This is a genomic window from Acinetobacter sp. V89_7, from assembly GCF_029967895.1.
GTDB lineage: Bacteria > Pseudomonadota > Gammaproteobacteria > Pseudomonadales > Moraxellaceae > Acinetobacter > Acinetobacter soli.
The window spans coordinates 1-19,182 of the sequence record NZ_JASCAJ010000018.1 but is presented as its reverse complement, the minus strand read 5'-3'; the positions used below and the strand labels follow the sequence as shown (position 1 = coordinate 19,182).

16 protein-coding genes are annotated in these 19,182 nt (G+C 41.7%); 10 read left to right on the top strand and 6 right to left on the bottom strand.

Features of this window, described 5'->3' with window-relative positions:
* Window positions 1-26 precede the first annotated feature (26 nt).
* From ilvN to QLG00_RS03835, 3 genes are all read right to left on the bottom strand, one after another.
* Window positions 27-518 carry an acetolactate synthase small subunit gene (ilvN, locus tag QLG00_RS03850; RefSeq protein ID WP_004940575.1) on the bottom strand — a complete coding sequence of 164 codons (492 nt, stop codon included), beginning with the start codon at window positions 516-518 and terminating at the stop codon, window positions 27-29.
* Complete coding sequence (locus tag QLG00_RS03845; RefSeq protein ID WP_004940576.1) at window positions 518-2,242, bottom strand: acetolactate synthase 3 large subunit; 1,725 nt, start codon at window positions 2,240-2,242, stop codon at window positions 518-520. The genes ilvN and QLG00_RS03845 overlap by 1 nt, the downstream gene beginning before the upstream one ends.
* A 586-nt stretch (window positions 2,243-2,828) precedes the next feature.
* Window positions 2,829-3,059 carry a hypothetical protein gene (locus QLG00_RS03835; protein ID WP_282470533.1) on the bottom strand — a complete coding sequence of 77 codons (231 nt, stop codon included), beginning with the start codon at window positions 3,057-3,059 and terminating at the stop codon, window positions 2,829-2,831.
* Window positions 3,060-3,250: 191 nt separating this feature from the next.
* On the opposite strand from QLG00_RS03835, the gene leuS reads away from it, so the two are divergent.
* The 10 genes from leuS (at window position 3,251) to QLG00_RS03785 (ending at window position 16,765) form a co-directional block, all read left to right on the top strand.
* A complete protein-coding gene (gene leuS / locus QLG00_RS03830; protein ID WP_282470532.1) occupies window positions 3,251-5,872 on the top strand; it encodes a leucine--tRNA ligase in 2,622 nt (873 codons plus the stop codon).
* Between the two features lie 27 nt (window positions 5,873-5,899).
* Window positions 5,900-6,415: an LPS assembly lipoprotein LptE gene (gene lptE, locus QLG00_RS03825; RefSeq protein WP_282470531.1), complete on the top strand. Its 516-nt coding sequence runs from the start codon at window positions 5,900-5,902 to the stop codon at window positions 6,413-6,415.
* Between the two features lie 15 nt (window positions 6,416-6,430).
* Window positions 6,431-7,426, top strand: a complete 996-nt coding sequence (holA, locus tag QLG00_RS03820) for a DNA polymerase III subunit delta (protein ID WP_055414599.1) — start codon at window positions 6,431-6,433, stop codon at window positions 7,424-7,426.
* A gap of 100 nt (window positions 7,427-7,526) precedes the next feature.
* A complete protein-coding gene (locus QLG00_RS03815) occupies window positions 7,527-8,873 on the top strand; it encodes a MacA family efflux pump subunit (protein WP_282470530.1) in 1,347 nt (448 codons plus the stop codon).
* Between the two features lie 2 nt (window positions 8,874-8,875).
* Complete coding sequence (locus tag QLG00_RS03810) at window positions 8,876-10,873, top strand: MacB family efflux pump subunit (protein WP_055414598.1); 1,998 nt, start codon at window positions 8,876-8,878, stop codon at window positions 10,871-10,873.
* A gap of 11 nt (window positions 10,874-10,884) precedes the next feature.
* Window positions 10,885-12,279 carry an efflux transporter outer membrane subunit gene (locus tag QLG00_RS03805; RefSeq protein WP_282470529.1) on the top strand — a complete coding sequence of 465 codons (1,395 nt, stop codon included), beginning with the start codon at window positions 10,885-10,887 and terminating at the stop codon, window positions 12,277-12,279.
* A 411-nt stretch (window positions 12,280-12,690) separates the two neighbouring features.
* A complete protein-coding gene (locus tag QLG00_RS03800) occupies window positions 12,691-13,689 on the top strand; it encodes an SUMF1/EgtB/PvdO family nonheme iron enzyme (RefSeq protein WP_282470528.1) in 999 nt (332 codons plus the stop codon).
* A gap of 123 nt (window positions 13,690-13,812) precedes the next feature.
* Window positions 13,813-14,799: an SUMF1/EgtB/PvdO family nonheme iron enzyme gene (locus QLG00_RS03795; protein ID WP_282470527.1), complete on the top strand. Its 987-nt coding sequence runs from the start codon at window positions 13,813-13,815 to the stop codon at window positions 14,797-14,799.
* Between the two features lie 139 nt (window positions 14,800-14,938).
* Window positions 14,939-15,907: an SUMF1/EgtB/PvdO family nonheme iron enzyme gene (locus QLG00_RS03790; RefSeq protein WP_282470526.1), complete on the top strand. Its 969-nt coding sequence runs from the start codon at window positions 14,939-14,941 to the stop codon at window positions 15,905-15,907.
* Window positions 15,908-16,417: 510 nt separating this feature from the next.
* Entirely contained in the window at window positions 16,418-16,765 is a 348-nt protein-coding gene (locus QLG00_RS03785) for a hypothetical protein (protein WP_282470525.1), read from the top strand.
* Here QLG00_RS03785 and QLG00_RS03780 read toward each other — a convergent pair.
* The 3 genes from QLG00_RS03780 to QLG00_RS03770 all read right to left on the bottom strand — a co-directional run.
* Entirely contained in the window at window positions 16,762-17,538 is a 777-nt protein-coding gene (locus QLG00_RS03780; protein WP_282470524.1) for a tetratricopeptide repeat protein, read from the bottom strand. The genes QLG00_RS03785 and QLG00_RS03780 overlap by 4 nt on opposite strands.
* Window positions 17,539-17,555: 17 nt before the next feature.
* Window positions 17,556-18,335, bottom strand: a complete 780-nt coding sequence (locus QLG00_RS03775) for a hypothetical protein (protein ID WP_282470523.1) — start codon at window positions 18,333-18,335, stop codon at window positions 17,556-17,558.
* Window positions 18,336-18,369: 34 nt separating this feature from the next.
* Window positions 18,370-19,182: DUF2345 domain-containing protein (locus QLG00_RS03770; protein ID WP_282470522.1), on the bottom strand; the 813-nt coding region annotated here is incomplete at its 5' end.

The window sequence follows — 19,182 nt, the reverse complement described above, 5'->3', positions numbered from 1 at the left end:
TCTCCGCTAAAATACGTTAATTTGGTTTAAATACTTAATACTTTTTCGCCACGCGCGATACCCGAGACACCTGAGCGAACCACTTCTAAAATGGTATTTTCAGCTAAGGCATCAATAAATCCATCGAGCTTATCTGTCGTCCCTGCGATCTGGATGGTATACGTGGTCGGTGTCACGTCGACAATTGCGGCACGGAAGATATCCGCTGTACGCTTGATTTCCGCACGCGCTGAACCCAAGGCTTTAACCTTGATCAACATCAGCTCACGCTCAATATGTGCGCCTTCTGAAAGATCAACCACTTTGACCACTTCAACCAGCTTATTTAGCTGCTTGGTGATCTGTTCGATTTTGTGGTCATCACCATAGGTGGTCAGGGTTAAACGCGACAAGGTCGCATCTTCTGTTGGTGCAACATTCAAGGTTTCAATGTTGTAGCCACGTTGACTAAATAGCCCGACTAGACGTGAAAGCGCACCAGCTTCGTTCTCAACGAGTACCGAAATAATGTGTCTCATTAAATGCGCTCCCCTTTAGAAATCCACATATCACGCATCGACTGACCCGCAACCAACATTGGATAAACGTGTTCAGTACGATCAACCATGACATTGATAAACACACATTTATCATTGATGGCCATGGCCTCTGCAAGCTTAGACTCTAACTCATCGGCATGATCAATCTGAATACCAACATGACCATAGGCGTCCATCAGCTTGGCAAAGTCTGGTAAAGACTCGACATAAGAGCTTGAATGACGGCCTTCATAGTTCATATCCTGCCACTGTTTAACCATCCCGAGGGCACGGTTATTGAGGCACAGAATCTTCACGTTTAAGCCATATTGCTTACAGGTCGAAAGTTCCTGAATACACATCTGGATCGACGCTTCGCCTGTAATACACACCACGTGCTGATCAGGACAAGCCAGTTTGGCTGCCATCGCATACGGCAAGCCAACCCCCATGGTGCCAAGACCACCCGAGTTGATCCACTGACGCGGACGCTTGTACTTGTAATACAGTGCGCCAAACATCTGATGCTGCCCAACGTCTGAGGTGATAATCGCTTCACCATCAGTCGCTTTATAAAGCGCCTCGACCACCTGTTGTGGCTTCATTTCACCGTTTTGCGCGGCTTGATATTTCAATCCGTGAACTTTACGCCACTCATTGATTTGCTCCCACCACTCAGCCATCGCTTCTGGGTTTGGCTTCGACACATTCAGCTGCTTGAGCTGTGTCAGCATTTCCTGAAGAACTGGCTGTACCGCACCCACAATCGGGATATGCGCCATAATGGTTTTTGAGATGGCCGCCGGATCGATATCAATATGAATGACTTTGGCATTTAAACAGAACTTGGCCGGATTATTGGTCACACGGTCATCAAAACGTGCACCAATTGCCAAGATCACATCGGCATTATGCATGGCCATATTGGCTTCATAGGTACCGTGCATGCCAAGCATACCCAAGAATTGCGGATCATCACCCGGAAATGCACCCAAGCCCATCAAGGTATTGGTTACAGGGAAACCCAGCACACGTGCCAGTTCTCGGAGCGATTCAGATGCATTGCCTTGTACCACACCACCACCGGTGTAAATCACCGGACGCTTAGCGGTTAATAGCTCATCTACAGCTTTACGAATTTGACCCGAATGGCCGCGAGAAGGTGGCTGATACGAACGCAGCTTGACCTTTTCTGGGTATTCATAGGCAAATTTTTCAGCAGGATTAGTCACATCTTTTGGAATATCAACTACGACCGGACCAGGACGACCCGATGAAGCGATATAAAATGCTTTTTTAATAATTGCAGGAATTTCACTTGCATGACGGACTTGGAAACTGTGTTTGACGATTGGACGGGAAATTCCCACCATGTCTGTTTCCTGAAACGCATCTTCACCAATAAGATGTGACGCAACCTGTCCCGATAGAATGACCATCGGAATAGAGTCCATATATGCAGTTGCAATTGGAGTTACGGTATTGGTTGCCCCTGGGCCAGACGTGACGAGTACAACACCAGTTTTTCCGGTTACACGCGAATAGGCATCAGCCATATGACCAGCTGCTTGCTCGTGGCGTACCAGATAGTGATTGATTTTGTCTTGTTGAAAGAGCGCATCATAAATATGTAAAACTGCGCCGCCTGGGTATCCAAAAACGTGCTCAACGCCCTCATCCGCGAGTGCGCGAACGAGCATTTCACCACCAGATAAAAGTTCCAACGTGATTCACCCTAGTCTTTATCACTATTTATGGGAGGCACAAATAGTGTTCATTCATTTACTGTCTGCATTGTTATAGCACACATAGTTCCAAGTTTTTGCTGCAATAGGAAAAATTTCTGAGCTCACAACCGTTTGAGTTGTTACAGCATCGTAGAAGAACTGTTGGGATAAACAGCACTTGGACAAAATCATTTTCTCGGCTAGAGAAAATGTCCATTGCAAACCATGTCATTTAGTCGAAGGGTGATCGAATAAATGCATATAAAACTAAAGCAAGCATTTTTTATGTTTCGTCCTACAAAGTCAAGTTTTAAAGTACATTTTTTGGCATTAATTTAAACCTGAATAATTTTTAAACAGTTTTCGCAATCATCTCCTGCACAGGATTTATTTTCGCTCTCGATCAAATATGCTATTAATACTCGATATGATGCATGGTCGAGTGCGCTGAAATGCAAAAAATAAAACAAAATCACCTTTCAATCATGATGTCCTTAGTGCTACTTAGCGGCTTTGCTTTTACGACTAACACGCTTTACGCCCAAAGCTATTATAAGTGGATCGATGCTCAAGGTTCGACCCACTACACCAAAACGCCACCGCCCAAAGGTGCAAAAAAGCAAGGCAAAGTAGATACGTACAGCTCAACATCCAGCACCTCTGCTGCTACATCAAGCCCTACGACACCGCCAACACCTACAGCCACATCATCACTTGGGAGTAATTCAAGCCCTGCCAGTGCGCCAGCCACCGCACCTGCTATCTCTAGCGAATCATCAAAGCGCGACATCACTGATCGCAGCAACCCCAACATGAAAACACCGGCTCGCACAGCGTCAAGCAGCACTTTTTAAACGAGGCCTGTTCAATTATTTTCAGATCGCTTTGCAAGTTTTTACGCATCTGCCTGAAAATACCTGCCCACATGATTCACTTCTTTATGGGTTTTGCGCTATGCTGTGCAGCAATATTTTTTAACTTCATTTTGTTGTTGCCAATACATTTATGACTACCGCACACATTGACGCCGAATATCAAGCCAATGCGATCGAATCTCAGGTTCAAAACGACTGGGAAAACCGCAAAGCATTTAAAGTCGCAGACACTGTTGAAGGAAAACATCGTTATATCCTGTCGATGTTTCCATATCCAAGTGGCAAACTGCATATGGGTCACGTGCGTAACTACACCATTGGCGACGTGATCAGCCGTTTTTATCGCCTCAAAGGTGAAACGGTACTGCAACCTATGGGCTGGGATGCGTTTGGTCTTCCTGCCGAAAATGCAGCTATTGCACATCAAGTCGCACCGGCAAAATGGACGTTTGAAAATATTGCCTACATGCGCGACCAACTGAAAAAACTCGGTTTATCGATTGACTGGGACCGCGAATTTGCCACCTGTACACCAGAATACTATCACTGGGAACAGTGGCTCTTTGTGCAGTTGTATAAAAAAGGCCTGATTTATCGCAAGCTCTCTACCGTCAACTGGGATCCGGTAGATCAAACCGTTTTGGCCAATGAGCAGGTTGAAAATGGTCGCGGTTGGCGCTCGGGCGCTTTGGTTGAAAAGCGCGATATTCCGATGTATTACTTCCGCATCACCGATTATGCACAAGAACTGTTAGATGATTTAGATACGCTCAAAGATGGCTGGCCGCAACAGGTCTTGACCATGCAGCGTAACTGGATTGGTCGCTCAACGGGCATGGACATCACGTTCCCATCGGCTAACCCAGAAATTTATGCCGATGCTTTAACAGTTTATACCACACGTGCCGATACGCTGATGGGTGTGACCTATGTAGCGGTTGCCGCAGAGCATCCAATGGCGCTTAAAGCAGCCGAGAATAACCCTGAATTGGCGGCATTTATTGAAGAATGCCGTATGGGCTCGGTTGCCGAAGCCGATTTGGCCACCGCTGAAAAGAAAGGCATGTCGACTGGTTTATCGGTTAAGCATCCGGTCACAGGTGAAACCCTTCCGGTTTGGATTGCCAACTATGTATTGATGTCGTATGGCTCTGGTGCTGTGATGGCTGTGCCTGCTCACGACGAGCGTGATTTCGAGTTTGCCAATAAGTTCAATCTACCGATCAAGCAAGTGATTGATGCCAAAGGCGCAGATGATGCTGAGTATTCGGTAAATACGTGGCAAGAATGGTACGGCTCTAAAGATGGAATTCTGGTCAACTCTGGTGAGTTTGATGGATTGCAATTCCAAGCAGCATTTGATGCATTCCTTGCAAAATTAGAACCACAAGGTTTAGCAAATTCGAAAGTTCAGTTCCGTTTACGTGACTGGGGTGTATCACGCCAGCGCTACTGGGGCTGTCCAATTCCGATGATCAACTGCGATAGCTGTGGTCAGGTTCCGGTTCCAGAAGAGCAGTTACCTGTGGTATTACCGACCGACGTTGTTCCAGACGGATCGGGTAATCCACTCAATAAAATGCCTGAGTTTTACGAAACGACTTGCCCATCGTGTAGTGGTCATGCGCGCCGTGAAACCGATACTCTCGATACTTTTGTTGAGTCATCTTGGTATTATGCACGCTATGCCTCTCCTGACTTTACTGGCGGAATGGTCAAACCAGAAGCAGCGCAAAGCTGGTTACCGGTCAATCAATACATTGGTGGCGTAGAACACGCGATTTTGCATTTGTTATATGCGCGCTTCTTCCACAAACTCATGCGTGATGAAGGCGTGGTTCAAGGCGATGAGCCGTTTACCAATCTACTGACTCAAGGCATGGTGCTGGCCGATACATTCTATCGCGAAAGCGAAAGTGGCAAAAAAACCTGGTTCAACCCTGCCGATATCTTGCTTGAACGCGATGAAAAAGGCCGTATTGTCTCTGCCAAATACAGTGGCGACGGGCAAGAAGTGGTGATTGGCGGACAAGAAAAAATGTCTAAGTCCAAAAATAATGGCATTGATCCACAAGCGATTATTGATCAATACGGCGCAGATACTGCACGCGTGTTTATGATGTTTGCTGCCCCACCTGATCAATCACTCGAATGGTCAGATGCAGGCGTAGAAGGTTCTAACCGTTTCTTAAAGCGTGTTTGGCGCCTTGCGACTGGATTTTTGGAAAAAGGCTATGCGCAGGCACCAATTGCTGGCGAACTATCTAAAGATGCACAAGACTTGCGCCGTAAAACGCATGAAACCATTCAAAAAGTGGGCGATGATATTGAGCGCCGTCATGCATTTAATACCGCCATTGCAGCCTTGATGGAATTACTCAATGCCACCAGCAAATTTGAAGTTCAAACTGCTGACGATGCTGCTGTTGCGCGTGAAGCCATTGAAACCTTGCTGACCTTGCTGGCACCATTTGCACCGCACTTGAGTCAGACCTTACTGGCAGAATTCGGCATTGATTTAATTGCAGCACAATTCCCAACGGTGGATGAGTCTGCATTGACACGAAATACACAAACCATCGTTGTACAAGTCAATGGTAAACTTCGTGGTAAGTTGGAAGTGTCGGTCGAAATTTCTAAAGATGAGCTGTTGGCACAAGCCAAAGCGTTACCGGAAATTCAGCAATTTTTAACAGGTCCAACCAAAAAAGAAATTGTGGTGCCAAACAAACTGGTTAACCTAGTGGTTTAATTCTAACAAGCGTCAAGAGGAACAAGCATGCACTTAGTTCAACGTTTAGCAGCAGTTGTTTTAACTTTAGGTCTAAGTGCAGGCTTGGTCGGCTGTGGATTTCATTTGAAAGGAATGAATCCATCTGCCAGTCCGATGGCTTACACTAAAATTCAGTTGGCTTTACCAGCCAATACTGAGGAGCTAGAAAAGCAGTTGAGTGTTTATCTCACTGCGTCTGGCGCACAAATCAGTCAGGCCAATGATGCCTATGTGCTTCGTGTACTCGATTACACCCCGCGCAGACAGCTTCTGAACGGTAAACTCACTGAGGTGCTGTTGCGTTTGACTGTGACTTTCCAAATTGAAGATCGTCAAGGTCATGCGCTGACAGAACCAAGAACCATTACCGCAACACGTAACTATCAATACGATGTGGCAACGGTCAACACCGACAACCAGCAAGAGATTTATCTGAACCATATCATTGTCGATGATGTGGCACAGCAAATTGCTCGCCAGATTTCAAACAATCGTTTACCTCAGGTCACTACTCAGCCTTAAGGCTGTGTCATTCATATGAAACTGGATTACTTACAAGCACTTAAGCGGGTCGATGAGGCCCGTGGTGCTTGGATTGTTCACGGTCAGGAGCCTTTGCTCGAGCAAAATCTACTTGATGCCTTTCGTAAGAGCTGGCAGGCGCAAGAGATCGAGCGGCAGCGTTATGACATTGGCAGCGTGAGTGACTGGAAAAACGTGTTTAATGGTTTAAATAGCCTATCGCTTTTTTCGCAGCAACTGGCAATTGAAGTGCATGGCAACATCAAGCCCGATGCAAACGGTATCAAGCAACTCAAAAGTTACTTGCAGCACAATGAGCATAATCTGCTGCTGGTGGTATTGCCTAAACAGGATGCCTCAAGTCTAAAGTCGTCTTTTTTTCAAACGGTTGAAGCCAATGGCGTGATTGCGCATTTGAGCGCACAGTATCCACAAGATCGTCAGCGCATTCTGGCAAAAGAAGCAGAAAAAATTGGGATACAACTGGATCAGGATGCTTGGACATGGCTGATGCAACACCACGAGCATAATCTGCTTGCGGCTAAAAACAGTCTCATGCGCGTAAGCGATACCTTCCCCGACCATCAACTGATTCAAATTGAACAGTTGTATGCCTGCCTGCAAGATCAATCACGTTATACCACCTACGATTTAAGTGATGCCATGTTACGTGGCAATCTGGCGCAATCAGTCAAAATCTTTCAATATCTGATTGGTGCGGGAGAACCCCATAGTCTGATTTTGTGGACATTAAGCAAAGAAATGCGTCTGCTGATGCAACTCTTTGAGCAACCGCAAAATGCATTACAACTGGGAATCTGGAAAACCAAAGTATCGGATTATCAGCAGGCACTGCGTCGCTTAAATCCGCAGTGTTTTTTAAACTGGCCTGCCTTATTGTTACGTATCGACAGTGCCATTAAAGGCATGTCGGATGAAAACCCCGAGCACTTGATTTTACAGGCGCTGGCCGAATTATGTGGTATTTCGCTGTTTGCCCAACCAGCCTGATGAATGTATTTGATTGAACTAAATTAATAAAAATATTCACGTTTTATTCTCATTTCACTTCTATACTAGCGCCAGTCCTTCTTACTTTGCCTGTATCGCTATGCCTAAAATAAAACCATCTAGACTTGTGATTATTGCCATTGGTATTGTGCTGATTGCCCTTTTGGCTTGGTTCTTTTTGAAACCTAAGCAACAGCAACCGCAGTACATCACCGAAACAGCAAACTACGGTAATCTTGAAAATACGGTACTGGCAACCGGTACACTGGATGCCACCAAACTGATTAGTGTCGGTGCACAGGTATCTGGTCAGGTGAAGAAGATGTACGTTCAGTTGGGCGATGAAGTGAAACAAGGGCAACTGATTGCGCAAATCGATTCGACCACGCAGGAAAACAGTTTAAAAACCGCAGATGCCAATATTCGTAATTTAGAAGCTCAGCGTTTACAACAAGAAGCCAATCTGAATGAGGCACAGTTGGCATATCGTCGTCAGCAACAAATGTTTGCACAAGATGCCACGTCTAAAGCCGAACTTGAATCTGCCGAAGCCAGCTACAAAACGGCTCAAGCTCAGATTAAAGCGATTAATGCGCAAATTGAATCGGCTAAAGTGACGCGTTCGACGGCACAAACCAATATCGGTTATACCCGCATTGTGGCGCCGACCGATGGAACGGTAGTGGCCATTGTGACGGAAGAAGGTCAGACGGTAAACGCCAACCAGTCAGCTCCAACGATTGTGAAAATTGCAAAATTACAGAACATGACGATTAAAGCCCAAGTCAGCGAAGCCGATATCATGAAAGTGGAAAAAGGCCAGCAGGTGTATTTCACAACTTTAGGCGATGACAAAAAGCGCTATGCAACACTACGTCAGATTGAACCGGCACCAGACTCAATTTCTAGTGAATCCACTTCATCTAGTAACTCATCTAGTTCAAGCAGTAGCACCGCAATTTATTATAACGCCCTGTTTGATGTACCCAATGAAGATGGCAAATTACGTATTGATATGACAGCTCAGGTCTATATTGTTTTAGATTCGGTCAATCATGCCTTACTGGTCCCGTCTTCTGCCTTATCGACACGTTCAGCAAATGGTCAGGGTCAATCGAATCGTAATAAAAATGCTGCTGCATCTTCGGCGACAGCCAGCCATAGAAAAGACAAAACTGATGCACCTAAACTCGAACGCCTGAACTTAACCGCAGAGCAAAAGCAGGCAGTCGAAGCAGGAAAAGCCACGCTTAGTGTGGTGCGTGTATTAAATGCAGATGGTACGGTGCAGCCAAAACAAGTATTGATTGGTATTAACAACCGAGTCAGTGCACAGGTCTTGGCAGGGCTTAAGGCAGGTGATCAGGTGGTGATTGCTGACAGTGCAGATACCTCAGCTGCTAACGCCAATAGTGGTAATCGTCGTCGTGGACCAATGGGATTCTAAGCATGACCAAACAAGCTTTGCTTGAAGTCAGCAATCTGGTACGAGAGTTCCCTGCTGGCGATAGCACCATACAAATTTTAAAAAATATTGATCTGACGATTTACGAAGGCGAACTGGTGGCAATTGTCGGCCAGTCTGGTTCGGGTAAATCGACCCTCATGAATATTTTAGGCTGTTTGGATCGACCGACCAGCGGCAGCTATAAAGTGAGTGGGCAAGAAACCGGAAAACTTGAACCCGATGATCTGGCCAAGCTCCGCCGTGAATATTTCGGATTTATCTTTCAGCGTTATCATTTGCTCGGAGATTTATCCGCAGAAGGCAATGTGGAAGTTCCAGCAGTTTATGCAGGCGTTAATCCAGCCGAACGTAAACAGCGTGCAACAGCACTGTTGACCGAATTGGGACTGGGCAGTAAAACTCAGAATCGCCCAAGTCAACTGTCGGGCGGTCAACAACAACGTGTCTCGATTGCCCGTGCGCTGATGAACGGCGGCGATGTAATTTTAGCCGATGAGCCTACCGGTGCTCTCGATTCGCATAGCGGTGTCGAGGTGATGCGGATTTTGCGTGAGCTCAATGCAGCAGGTCACACCGTGATTATTGTAACGCACGATATGCAAGTGGCCAAAAATGCCACCCGAATTATTGAGATCAGTGATGGCGAGATTATTGCTGACCGCGCCAATACTCCTGAGTCCGCCGCTACACAAAAAGCTGAACCAGATCCTGATGCTGCACCCGCCCTTGCGCACAAGCAGAGTAAAAGTCAAAGTGTGTCATCTTGGCGATCATTTTTAGATCGCTTGTCTGAAGCGTTTCAGATGGCGCTGATTTCGATGAATGCACACCGCATGCGCACCTTTCTGACCATGCTCGGGATTATTATCGGTATTGCATCGGTGGTCACTGTGGTGGCGCTCGGAAACGGCTCACAGAAACAGATTCTGGAAAATATCAGCAGTCTGGGTACCAATACCATTACGGTCTTTCAAGGTCGTGGCTTTGGTGACAACTCCAAAACCGCCAACTTTAAAACGCTGGTTCCAACAGATGCCGATGCCTTGGCAACTCAACCTTATGTTACAGCAGTCTCGCCGATGGTGAGTAGCTCCAAAACCATTCGTTATCAAGAGAATGAAGCCACCGCCACCATCAATGGTGTAGGAAATGACTTTTTTGGCGTGCGTGGCTTAACCTTTAAAGATGGGCAAAGCTTCGATGCAGTCAGCGTGCGGGATCGCTCGCAAGATGTGGTGATTGATACCAACACCCAAAAGCAGTTTTTTGCAGATGGAACCAACCCGATTGGGCAAGTGATTTTACTGGGTAGCGTACCGGCTCGAATTATCGGCATTATCGAGCCGCAAAGCAGCGCAATGGGTTCAGATGATAGCCTGAACGTCTATATGCCCTACACCACTGTGATGAGCCGTATGCTGGGTCAGTCGAATGTGCGTAGCATTATCGTTCGTATTAATGATCAGTATTCCACCAGTGCTGCTGAAAATGCCATTGTGAACTTGCTTACCTTGCGACACGGTCAGCAAGATATTTTCACCATGAACAGTGACAGTATCCGTCAGACCATTGAAAAAACCACCAGCACCATGACGCTTTTGGTGTCTGCCATTGCCGTCATTTCACTGGTTGTTGGGGGAATTGGGGTTATGAATATCATGCTGGTTTCTGTGACGGAACGAACTCAAGAAATTGGGGTACGCATGGCGGTTGGTGCGCGCCAAAGCGATATTTTGCAGCAATTTTTAATTGAAGCCATTCTGGTGTGTTTAATCGGTGGTGTGCTTGGCGTATTACTGTCCTTGGGATTAGGTCAACTCATCAACAAAGTTGCCGCCGGGAATTTTGCAGTGGCGTATTCAACCACCTCGATTGTTGCGGCTTTTGTTTGCTCAACCCTGATTGGTGTGGTCTTTGGTTTCTTACCCGCCAGAAATGCTGCTCAGCTCGATCCTGTTGCGGCCTTGTCTAGAGAATAAGAGGAGCTCTCATGCCATCATCTAAACTTACTACGCTGTGTGCCATGCTCGTTGCCTCCTCGACGTTGGTCGGTTGTGCTGCAATGGTGAAAACACCCTATCATGCACCCGCTGTACAAACACCTTCGAGCTTTCAATACGACAAGACCCAAGCCACATCAAATTATGCCAATTATGCCGACCGCTGGTGGACATTATTTGGCGATACACAGCTCAATCAACTGGTCGATCAGGTGATTGCCAAAAATACTGATTTGGCTGTTGCAGGTATTACACTTCGGCAGGCTCGATTAAAAGCTGGCTTGGCTGCAGATCAGCAAGGCCCACGCGTTAATTCAAGTGTTTCGACCAGTCAGAATATTGACGTCAACTCGGGTGATAGAAGTTCAAATGGCCTCTCGCTCAATGCCGGGGTAAGTTATGAGCTGGATTTATTTGGTAAATTGGCGCGTCAGACCGAAGCAGCCAAATGGGAAGCATTGGCCACAGCGCAAGATTTACAAGCGACTGCACAAACCCTGATTGGCACCACTACGAAGCTCTATTGGCAACTGGCTTACTTAAATGAAAGCTTAAGTACCGCACAACAAAGCTTGGCCACCTCTGAAAAACTATATAGCTTGGTGAATACCCAATACCAAGCAGGTGCTGTTTCCGGGCTGGATTTAACACAAGCCGAACAATCGGTCCAAAGCCAAAAAGCCAACTTAAGCCAGATCCAGCAAAGCTTGGTAGAAACCCGCACAGCGTTGACTGTACTGTTGCACATTCCTGTACAGCAATTAAATATCCAAGAACCACAGCGCTTGCCTCAGGTCAATTTACCGCAAATTCAAGCGGGATTGCCGGCCAGCATTTTGTCACGACGTCCGGATTTACGTGCAGCTGAGTTGAGATTACGCGAAACCTTGGCAACTAAAGATGCTACCACGGCCAGTTATTATCCATCGATCAGTCTAACGGGAAGTTTAGGTTCAAGCAGCACATCACTCACAGAGCTGATTAAAAACCCAGTGTTGACGCTTGGTGCGAATTTGAGTTTGCCTTTTTTACAATATAATGACATGAAGAAGAATATTGCCATTAGTCAACTCGATTATGAAAAAGCCATTATTCAGTATCGTCAGACCTTGTATCAGGCTTTTGCCGATGTTGAAAATGCACTTTCTGCCCGTACCGAGTTGAATCAGCAAGTTCAATTTCAGCAACGAAATCTCGAACTGGCAGAGAAAGCAGAACGCCTGACCGATGTGCGTTATCGTAATGGCGCGATTGCGCTTAAAAATGTACTAGATCAGCAGCAAACAACGCGAACTGCGCGCTTAAGTTTGGTCAATACCAAACAAAGCCAATACAATGCCTATGTCACGCTCATGCAGGCACTAGGTGGCTCTCCAATTCAATAATAGATCCATAAAAAAGCCACTACGGTGGCTTACTTTTCTTGATCAAAATAATTTTCTGGATAAGGATCTTTTCCTCTGAGATTTTTTCGATATTTCATAACACTCATCAGAACACGATCATCAGTTAAAAATTATTATAAAAATTCTGCTTTTTAGGAGTACCAGAACCTGGTCTTTCAGATATTTTTTCTGATAATGATAAAAAATCCTATGTGAATTATGATAATTGAAGTAAGTTTAAGAACATATATTTCAACTATTTTAGCTACATGCTAAATATGAGTTTAATATAAAAATAGTTAAAATCTTTTAAACTATTTATGGCAATACTTCAAATTATAATCACTTAACATAAAATCTCTGTTCAAGCACCTACATCTAACTTAAAATTTATGTAATACGTGTAACATTATGACTTATAAAAAGATGATGAAAAAAAATCTTGTAATTTTTTTATTTTCAACTCTTGCTTTAAATGCCTGTGCAAAATCGACAGAAACCTCCACTAAAGCAGCTCAGCCTTTAGCCGAATTACAACAAAAAATTCAAAAACTCGTTGAGAAAACAAAAAAGAATATGATTTTTGTTGAGGGCGGAAGCTTTATGATGGGTGATTTTGGTCACGTCACACGTAAAGATAAATTACCCATCACTGGCCTTTATGCAACGATGCCTCTACATAAAGTTACGCTAGATAGTTTTAGTTTAAATGCGTATAAGACTACCTTTGATGACTTTGATATTTATACTGAGGCGACTGGGCAGAAAAAAATTGCAATGGAAGAAATTTCCAAAAAGTTACGCGTTCCGAATGCACCCGCAGGTGTGAGCTGGCAACAAGCACACGATTACTGTCAATGGCTAGGCCAACAAGTGGGGATACCAATGGCACTGCCGACCGAAGCGCAATGGGAATATGCTGCCAGAAACCGTGGACAATATGTCATCTATCCAACGGATAATGGTGAATATGAACTGGGACGAAATGTTTGGAGTGATGAACAAAGACATGAATTTACTAAATTTATGCCCGATATTCATGGAGTAAAAGTTCCGACACTTGGTCGGTTTCCTCCGACACCTTTAGGCCTTTATGACTTAGCAACTGATAGCTATGAATGGATGTCGGATTGGTTTGATCCCCAGTATTATAAACACTCACCAGAGAAAAACCCTCAAGGCCCAGCAACAGGAACACTCAAATCGGTTCGAAGTACATATCAAGTAGGTGCAGCAAAGAGCTTACAAATTGGGGGCAGTGTAACGACAATTTATAGAAGCGGTAAGGAAGCTAATCCTCAGTTTGATAAGGATGATAATTTATATCAAATTGTTAATCCTAATTTTTCTACAGCAGTCAGATGCGCATCGAACTCACCAAAACCGTTTATCTCAAATAAAAGAAGTTAAATGATATTTTATAAGCGATTAAATTTGTTCATTGATAAATACAGCTAACTCTAATCACTTAACATAAAGTTTCTTTTCAAGAATTCCTATCCCACTTAAAATTTATGCAATATGTGTAACATTATGACTTATAAAAAAATGATGAAACAAAATCTTGTAATTTTTCTATTTTCAACTCTTGCTTTAAGTGCCTGTGCAAAATCGACAGAAACATCCACCAAAGCAGCTCAGCCTTCAGCCGAATTACAACAAAAAATTCAAAAACTCGTTGAGAAAACCAAAAAGAATATGATTTTTGTTGAGGGCGGGAGCTTTATGATGGGTGATTTTGGTCACGTCACACGTAAAGATAAATTACCCATTACGGGGCTTTATGCCACCATGCCTTTACATAAAGTCACCCTCGATAGTTTTAGTTTAAATGCGTATAAAATCACCTTTGATGAATTTGATATTTATACTGAGGCGACTATGCAGCCAAAAATCAGTACTCAAAAAGTATCAAAATTTTTCCGTCAAGAAAATTCTCCGGCAGGCGTGAGTTGGCAACAAGCACACGATTACTGTCAATGGCTAGGCCAACAAGTGGGGATACCAATGGCACTGCCGACCGAAGCGCAATGGGAATATGCTGCCAGAAACCGTGGAGAATATGTCATCTATCCAACGGATAATGGTGAATACGAACCGGGACGAAATGTATGGAGTGATGAACAACGACAAAAAGTTAAAAAAACTGTTGGTGTGGATATGCCTATTCCTATTTTAGGAAGATTCCCACCCACTCCTTTAGGCTTTTATGATATGGCAACCGATGGGAATGAATGGATGTCGGATTGGTTTGACCCTCAGTATTATAAGCATTCACCAGAGAAAAACCCTCAAGGTCCAGCGACAGGAACACTCAAATCGGTTCGAAGTACTTATCAGGAGGCTGGTGTTATAGATCTAAAAATTGGCGGTAGTGTAACGACAATTTATCGTAGTGGTGAAAATCCTGAACCCAAAGTTGATGAATCAGATAAAGATTATCTCAACCCAAATGACATGACAGCGGTCAGATGCGCATCGAACTCATCAAAACCGTTTATCTCAAATAAAGAAAGTTAAATGACATTTTATAAGCTGTTAAACTTATTCATTGATAAATACAGCTAACTCTAATCACTTAACATAAAGTTTCTTTTCAAGAATTCATATCTTACTTAAAATTTATGCAACATTCGTAATGTTATGACTTATAAAAAAGATGATGAGACAAAATCTTGTAATTCTTTTAATTTCAAGCCTTTCGCTTAGTGCATGTGCCAAATCAGATGCTACTCAAAAAACTTCTACACCAGTAACCAAACAAGACCTTTCTTCTGAACAAAAAAAGCAATTACAACAATTGCTTGAGAAAACCAAAAAAAATCTGATCTTTGTGAAAGGTGGAAGTTTTAAGATGGGTGACTTTGGACCAGAACATAGTATTGATAAACTCCCATACGACAGTAATGGAGATAGCAAACCGCTTCATAAGGTCACTCTGCATGATTTTTATTTAAGTGCCACCAAAGCCACCTATGCCGATTTTGATGTATATACCGATGTCACAGGACAAAAACCTATTGGCAATTTTAACGAAGTAACAAAAAAATATCGTATTCCTTCTTCTGCAGCAGGGACCAACTGGCAGCAAGCTCGAAATTATTGCCAGTGGCTTGGTACGCAACTCAATTTAAAGATGGATTTACCGACAGAAGCACAATGGGAATATGCAGCCCGTAACCGCGGACAATATATTCTATATCCGACGGATAATGGAAAAATTGATAATGGCCGTAATGTCTGGAGTTTCGACCAAAGACAACAAGCTCAAGAAAAACTTAAAGTTTACAAAGATATTTCACTATTACGTCAGTTTCCACCAACACCATTGGGTCTATACGATATGATTACAGATAATTATGAGTGGATGCTGGACTGGTATGATCCCGAATACTACAGCAAATCTCCAGAGAAAAATCCTCAAGGGCCTAAAATAGGAACTTTAAAAGTAGTACGAAGTTCTGCACCAGCAGATGGACAACCATTGCAAACATTTACTGGCAAAACTATTAGTAGACATGCAATAGATCCGATGGCAGATCCTGAATTAGTCAAAGAGTCTAAGAATCAGAAATATTACTTTGATCTTAACTTAAACAATTCAGTTCGTTGCGCAGCCAATCCCTAATCATTAACTGTGTATCAGGTTATGCCTGATACACAGTCGGATATAACTCATCCTGCCCAAATGGTACTAATATCTCTAAATTTTATGCTATCAAAGATCGCTCCTCAAACCCAATTGGTATCCTCTTTTAATGTGAAAAAATTTCACTTAGGACTAATTATTTTAGGACTAGTGAAAAGTAAATCCCGTTTCTTCGATATATATCGAAATATATCAAAAGATTGACAACCACCCAGTATCGATAGATAGTTACGCATTCAATAAAATTTCGACTAAGAACTCAATTATATTAAGGTCTGTTATACCTGCAATCTTACAACAGTGGTTAAATATTTTATGAGATTTTTTCTAACTTTATCATTTATTTTTCTTACAGCATTAATCATCACATCATCTTACTTCATTAAATCAAATTTTTTTATTTTTACACACAGCAATTGGATAAAAATAAATAATTTTGAGATACTAGACTATAAAGTTTATTGTTCAAGCTCTCCATGGAGAAGAGGAATGGATAGAAGTGCTCGAGGAAATGTAAAAATAAGATATAATTACAAAAATAATATTTATGAATTTAAAAAAAATGACTTTTTAGTTTTATATAGGTTAAATTTTTTTGAAAACTGTAATGAATTAAAAAACAGAAACATATCTTTATTTAAAGAAATTAATAAGAATAATGAAGTTTCTGTTTTTATTTCACCAAAAACAAAAGAAGCAAAAGCTTTAATCCTTAAAAAGAATCTATCGTTTAGAAATTCATGGATGATAAATTTTATTCTTGAAATTCAGTTAATAATTATTGTAATTATCGGCTTAACAATATACTTAAGCTTGAGCTCTAAAAGAAAGTCTTAAAAATTTTTTAATGCTCTCTTTGCGGGTTCATAGCCATTACTAGCAGCTTTTTCAAACCAAAATTTAGCTTTATTATAGTCAGAATAAACATTAGCATACATATAAGCCAAATTATTCTGAGCTTCAGGTATACCTTTATTTGCTAATTTCTCATATAAATCAATAGCTTTTTTATTATCTTTTTCAATCAAAATTCCGTCAGAATATATATTTGCTAAATTAAATTGAGCCTCAGAAAGATCTTGATCTGCCGCCTTTTCATACAAACTTATAGCTAAATCAATATTCTTATTAACACCATCTCCTTTAATATAAGCATTTGCCAAGTTATATTGAGCTTTGGCATACCCTTGATTAGAAGCTAAATTATAAAAAAATAAAGCCTTAGATCTATTTTTTCCTACATAATAACCATTATCAAACATTAACCCTAGATTATATTGAGCTTCGGGAAAATTATTTTTTGCTGCTTTATCAAACCAATAATAGGCTCTTTCCTCATTCTTTTCAACTCCAATCCCTTTGAAGTACATTCCTGCTAAATCATTTTGAGCAATAGGTAAATTTTCTTCAGCTGCCAACTTAAAATAAGAAAAAGCTTTTTCATAATCTTTGGGAGTATCTTTGCCTAAAAAATATTTACTACCTAACTCATAAAATCTACTTGATTCATTTTGATAATTATTTTTTTTGACGTCAGATTTTGAACAGCTAATTGTACTTAGCATAGAAGAACTTATTACTAAAAAAATTACTAAATATTTTAAAATCATAATTTATCTCCTCCTGATTAATCTGCCCCAACTATGTGCCACTCTAACATTGGATTTATTTTTAATGTCTCTTGATTCTTCTTGTCTGCTAATTTTTCCTCATTCTTATCTAAAATATCTAGTGCATCAAATACACCTTGAGCAACCTGTTTGGCACTATTAGTTTTTCCGACTGTTTGGCCTAGTTGATCCCCTATTTCTTTTGACATATATTTTAAAGCTATTGAAGCGCCTGCGCATGTAAGACCAACAACTGAAGCTTTTTTAGGATCTAAACGTTTGATTGCGACTCTAGCACATTTTCCTGCAACAGCAAGCCCAGCTATTTCACCTGTTTTTTCACCAGCTTTAGATAATATCAATGTAGAAGATTTTGTCGCAAACTCTTCAGGATTTCTATCAACTACAGCTAATGTTATCTCTACTCCATCTGCAAAATTACCTGCTTTTGATCCTAATTTATCAATCTTACTACCAAATTTTTTAGTATCAAAAACTTTAGTGTGCTGATTGCCCTTAAAAATTCGACCTGTTTCAGGATTTTCTTTATAGAATCTAAAGTCTCTCATTTTTGATAATCTCTCCTTACTAAGGATAGGAGTATTTCTAGAATGAACAAGCCCCCATCTAAAATTATAGTCATCTATAACAGAAGTTCCATCTTTTAAATATCCTAAAATATCCGAGGTCTTTGCGGCTGCATCACTTGTAATTTCAAGATTTTCTCTAGTAAAAACCAAAACAGGTCTTCCATTTTGGTTTACTTTTTGTTGAGAGTCTTTGTTTTCACTGGTCATATCCATTACTCAAAAAATTAATTTAAACATTTGATTATTGATGATAATTACTTCTTAAATAATCTCCTTTTTCTTCACTTTCTTGAAAAAGTTCGACTTCTTTCAATATTTTAGGACTTATAAGAACTATTTCACGTACAAAATTATTTTCTACACGTAATATTGGCTTAAATTCTCCACTTATCATATTCATGACAGACAAAATTGGAAAATCATCTTTAGGACACCTAAATACTGCCTCACCATTTCTATTTGTTTTACATTCAATTAATATTTTATGATCATTACTAAGATTAAATTTTAAATTTTGAATAGGTTCCCCCAAAAAATCAATAAATCTTATATAGGTATTATCATCAATAGTTCCACCAAATCGATTAATATAGTAATACCAGTCATTACCGCCAATAATAATTTTAACTTTTTCTTGCTTTTGGGATTTAATTCTTTCAGTTCTTCCGTATTTATCAAGAAAGCCAGTCTTTACTTCTCCATTTGGATATAAAACTGAATATTTAACATTACCAAGTTCTGAGAATAAGTTATAAACATCCAACTTATTACTATAAGCATATTGAATACTTGGCAATTCAGGTAAGATATAATTGGATTTCTCCCCACCCTCAAATATATGCTGCCCAGCCTTCACCTCAAACTTTCCACCGGTAGTCGAAAAAACACCCGAATCATTCAGTTTAAGCTGCGAACCATTTACGGTTAAATTTATTTCTTTCGGGCTAGTGATATACACCGCCTCCTCCGTAGAAATGATCTGAATATCCTTCCGTGCAATCAGATCCGCCCCATCTCCCTGTGCCTGTAACTCGATCTTGCCCTTGCCGGCATA

Excerpts from the sequence above, each read along its gene's own strand:
- ilvN (WP_004940575.1), bottom strand. The coding sequence starts at position 518 with ATGAGACACATTATTTCGGTACTCGTTGAGAACGAAGCTGGTGCGCTT.
- QLG00_RS03835 (WP_282470533.1), bottom strand. The coding sequence starts at position 3,059 with ATGTTGGGGTTGCTGCGATCAGTGATGTCGCGCTTTGATGATTCGCTA.
- leuS (WP_282470532.1), top strand. The coding sequence starts at position 3,251 with ATGACTACCGCACACATTGACGCCGAATATCAAGCCAATGCGATCGAA.
- lptE (WP_282470531.1), top strand. The coding sequence starts at position 5,900 with ATGCACTTAGTTCAACGTTTAGCAGCAGTTGTTTTAACTTTAGGTCTA.
- holA (WP_055414599.1), top strand. The coding sequence starts at position 6,431 with ATGAAACTGGATTACTTACAAGCACTTAAGCGGGTCGATGAGGCCCGT.
- QLG00_RS03815 (WP_282470530.1), top strand. The coding sequence starts at position 7,527 with ATGCCTAAAATAAAACCATCTAGACTTGTGATTATTGCCATTGGTATT.
- QLG00_RS03810 (WP_055414598.1), top strand. The coding sequence starts at position 8,876 with ATGACCAAACAAGCTTTGCTTGAAGTCAGCAATCTGGTACGAGAGTTC.
- QLG00_RS03805 (WP_282470529.1), top strand. The coding sequence starts at position 10,885 with ATGCCATCATCTAAACTTACTACGCTGTGTGCCATGCTCGTTGCCTCC.
- QLG00_RS03800 (WP_282470528.1), top strand. The coding sequence starts at position 12,691 with ATGACTTATAAAAAGATGATGAAAAAAAATCTTGTAATTTTTTTATTT.
- QLG00_RS03795 (WP_282470527.1), top strand. The coding sequence starts at position 13,813 with ATGACTTATAAAAAAATGATGAAACAAAATCTTGTAATTTTTCTATTT.
- QLG00_RS03790 (WP_282470526.1), top strand. The coding sequence starts at position 14,939 with ATGATGAGACAAAATCTTGTAATTCTTTTAATTTCAAGCCTTTCGCTT.
- QLG00_RS03785 (WP_282470525.1), top strand. The coding sequence starts at position 16,418 with ATGGATAGAAGTGCTCGAGGAAATGTAAAAATAAGATATAATTACAAA.
- QLG00_RS03780 (WP_282470524.1), bottom strand. The coding sequence starts at position 17,538 with ATGATTTTAAAATATTTAGTAATTTTTTTAGTAATAAGTTCTTCTATG.
- QLG00_RS03775 (WP_282470523.1), bottom strand. The coding sequence starts at position 18,335 with ATGACCAGTGAAAACAAAGACTCTCAACAAAAAGTAAACCAAAATGGA.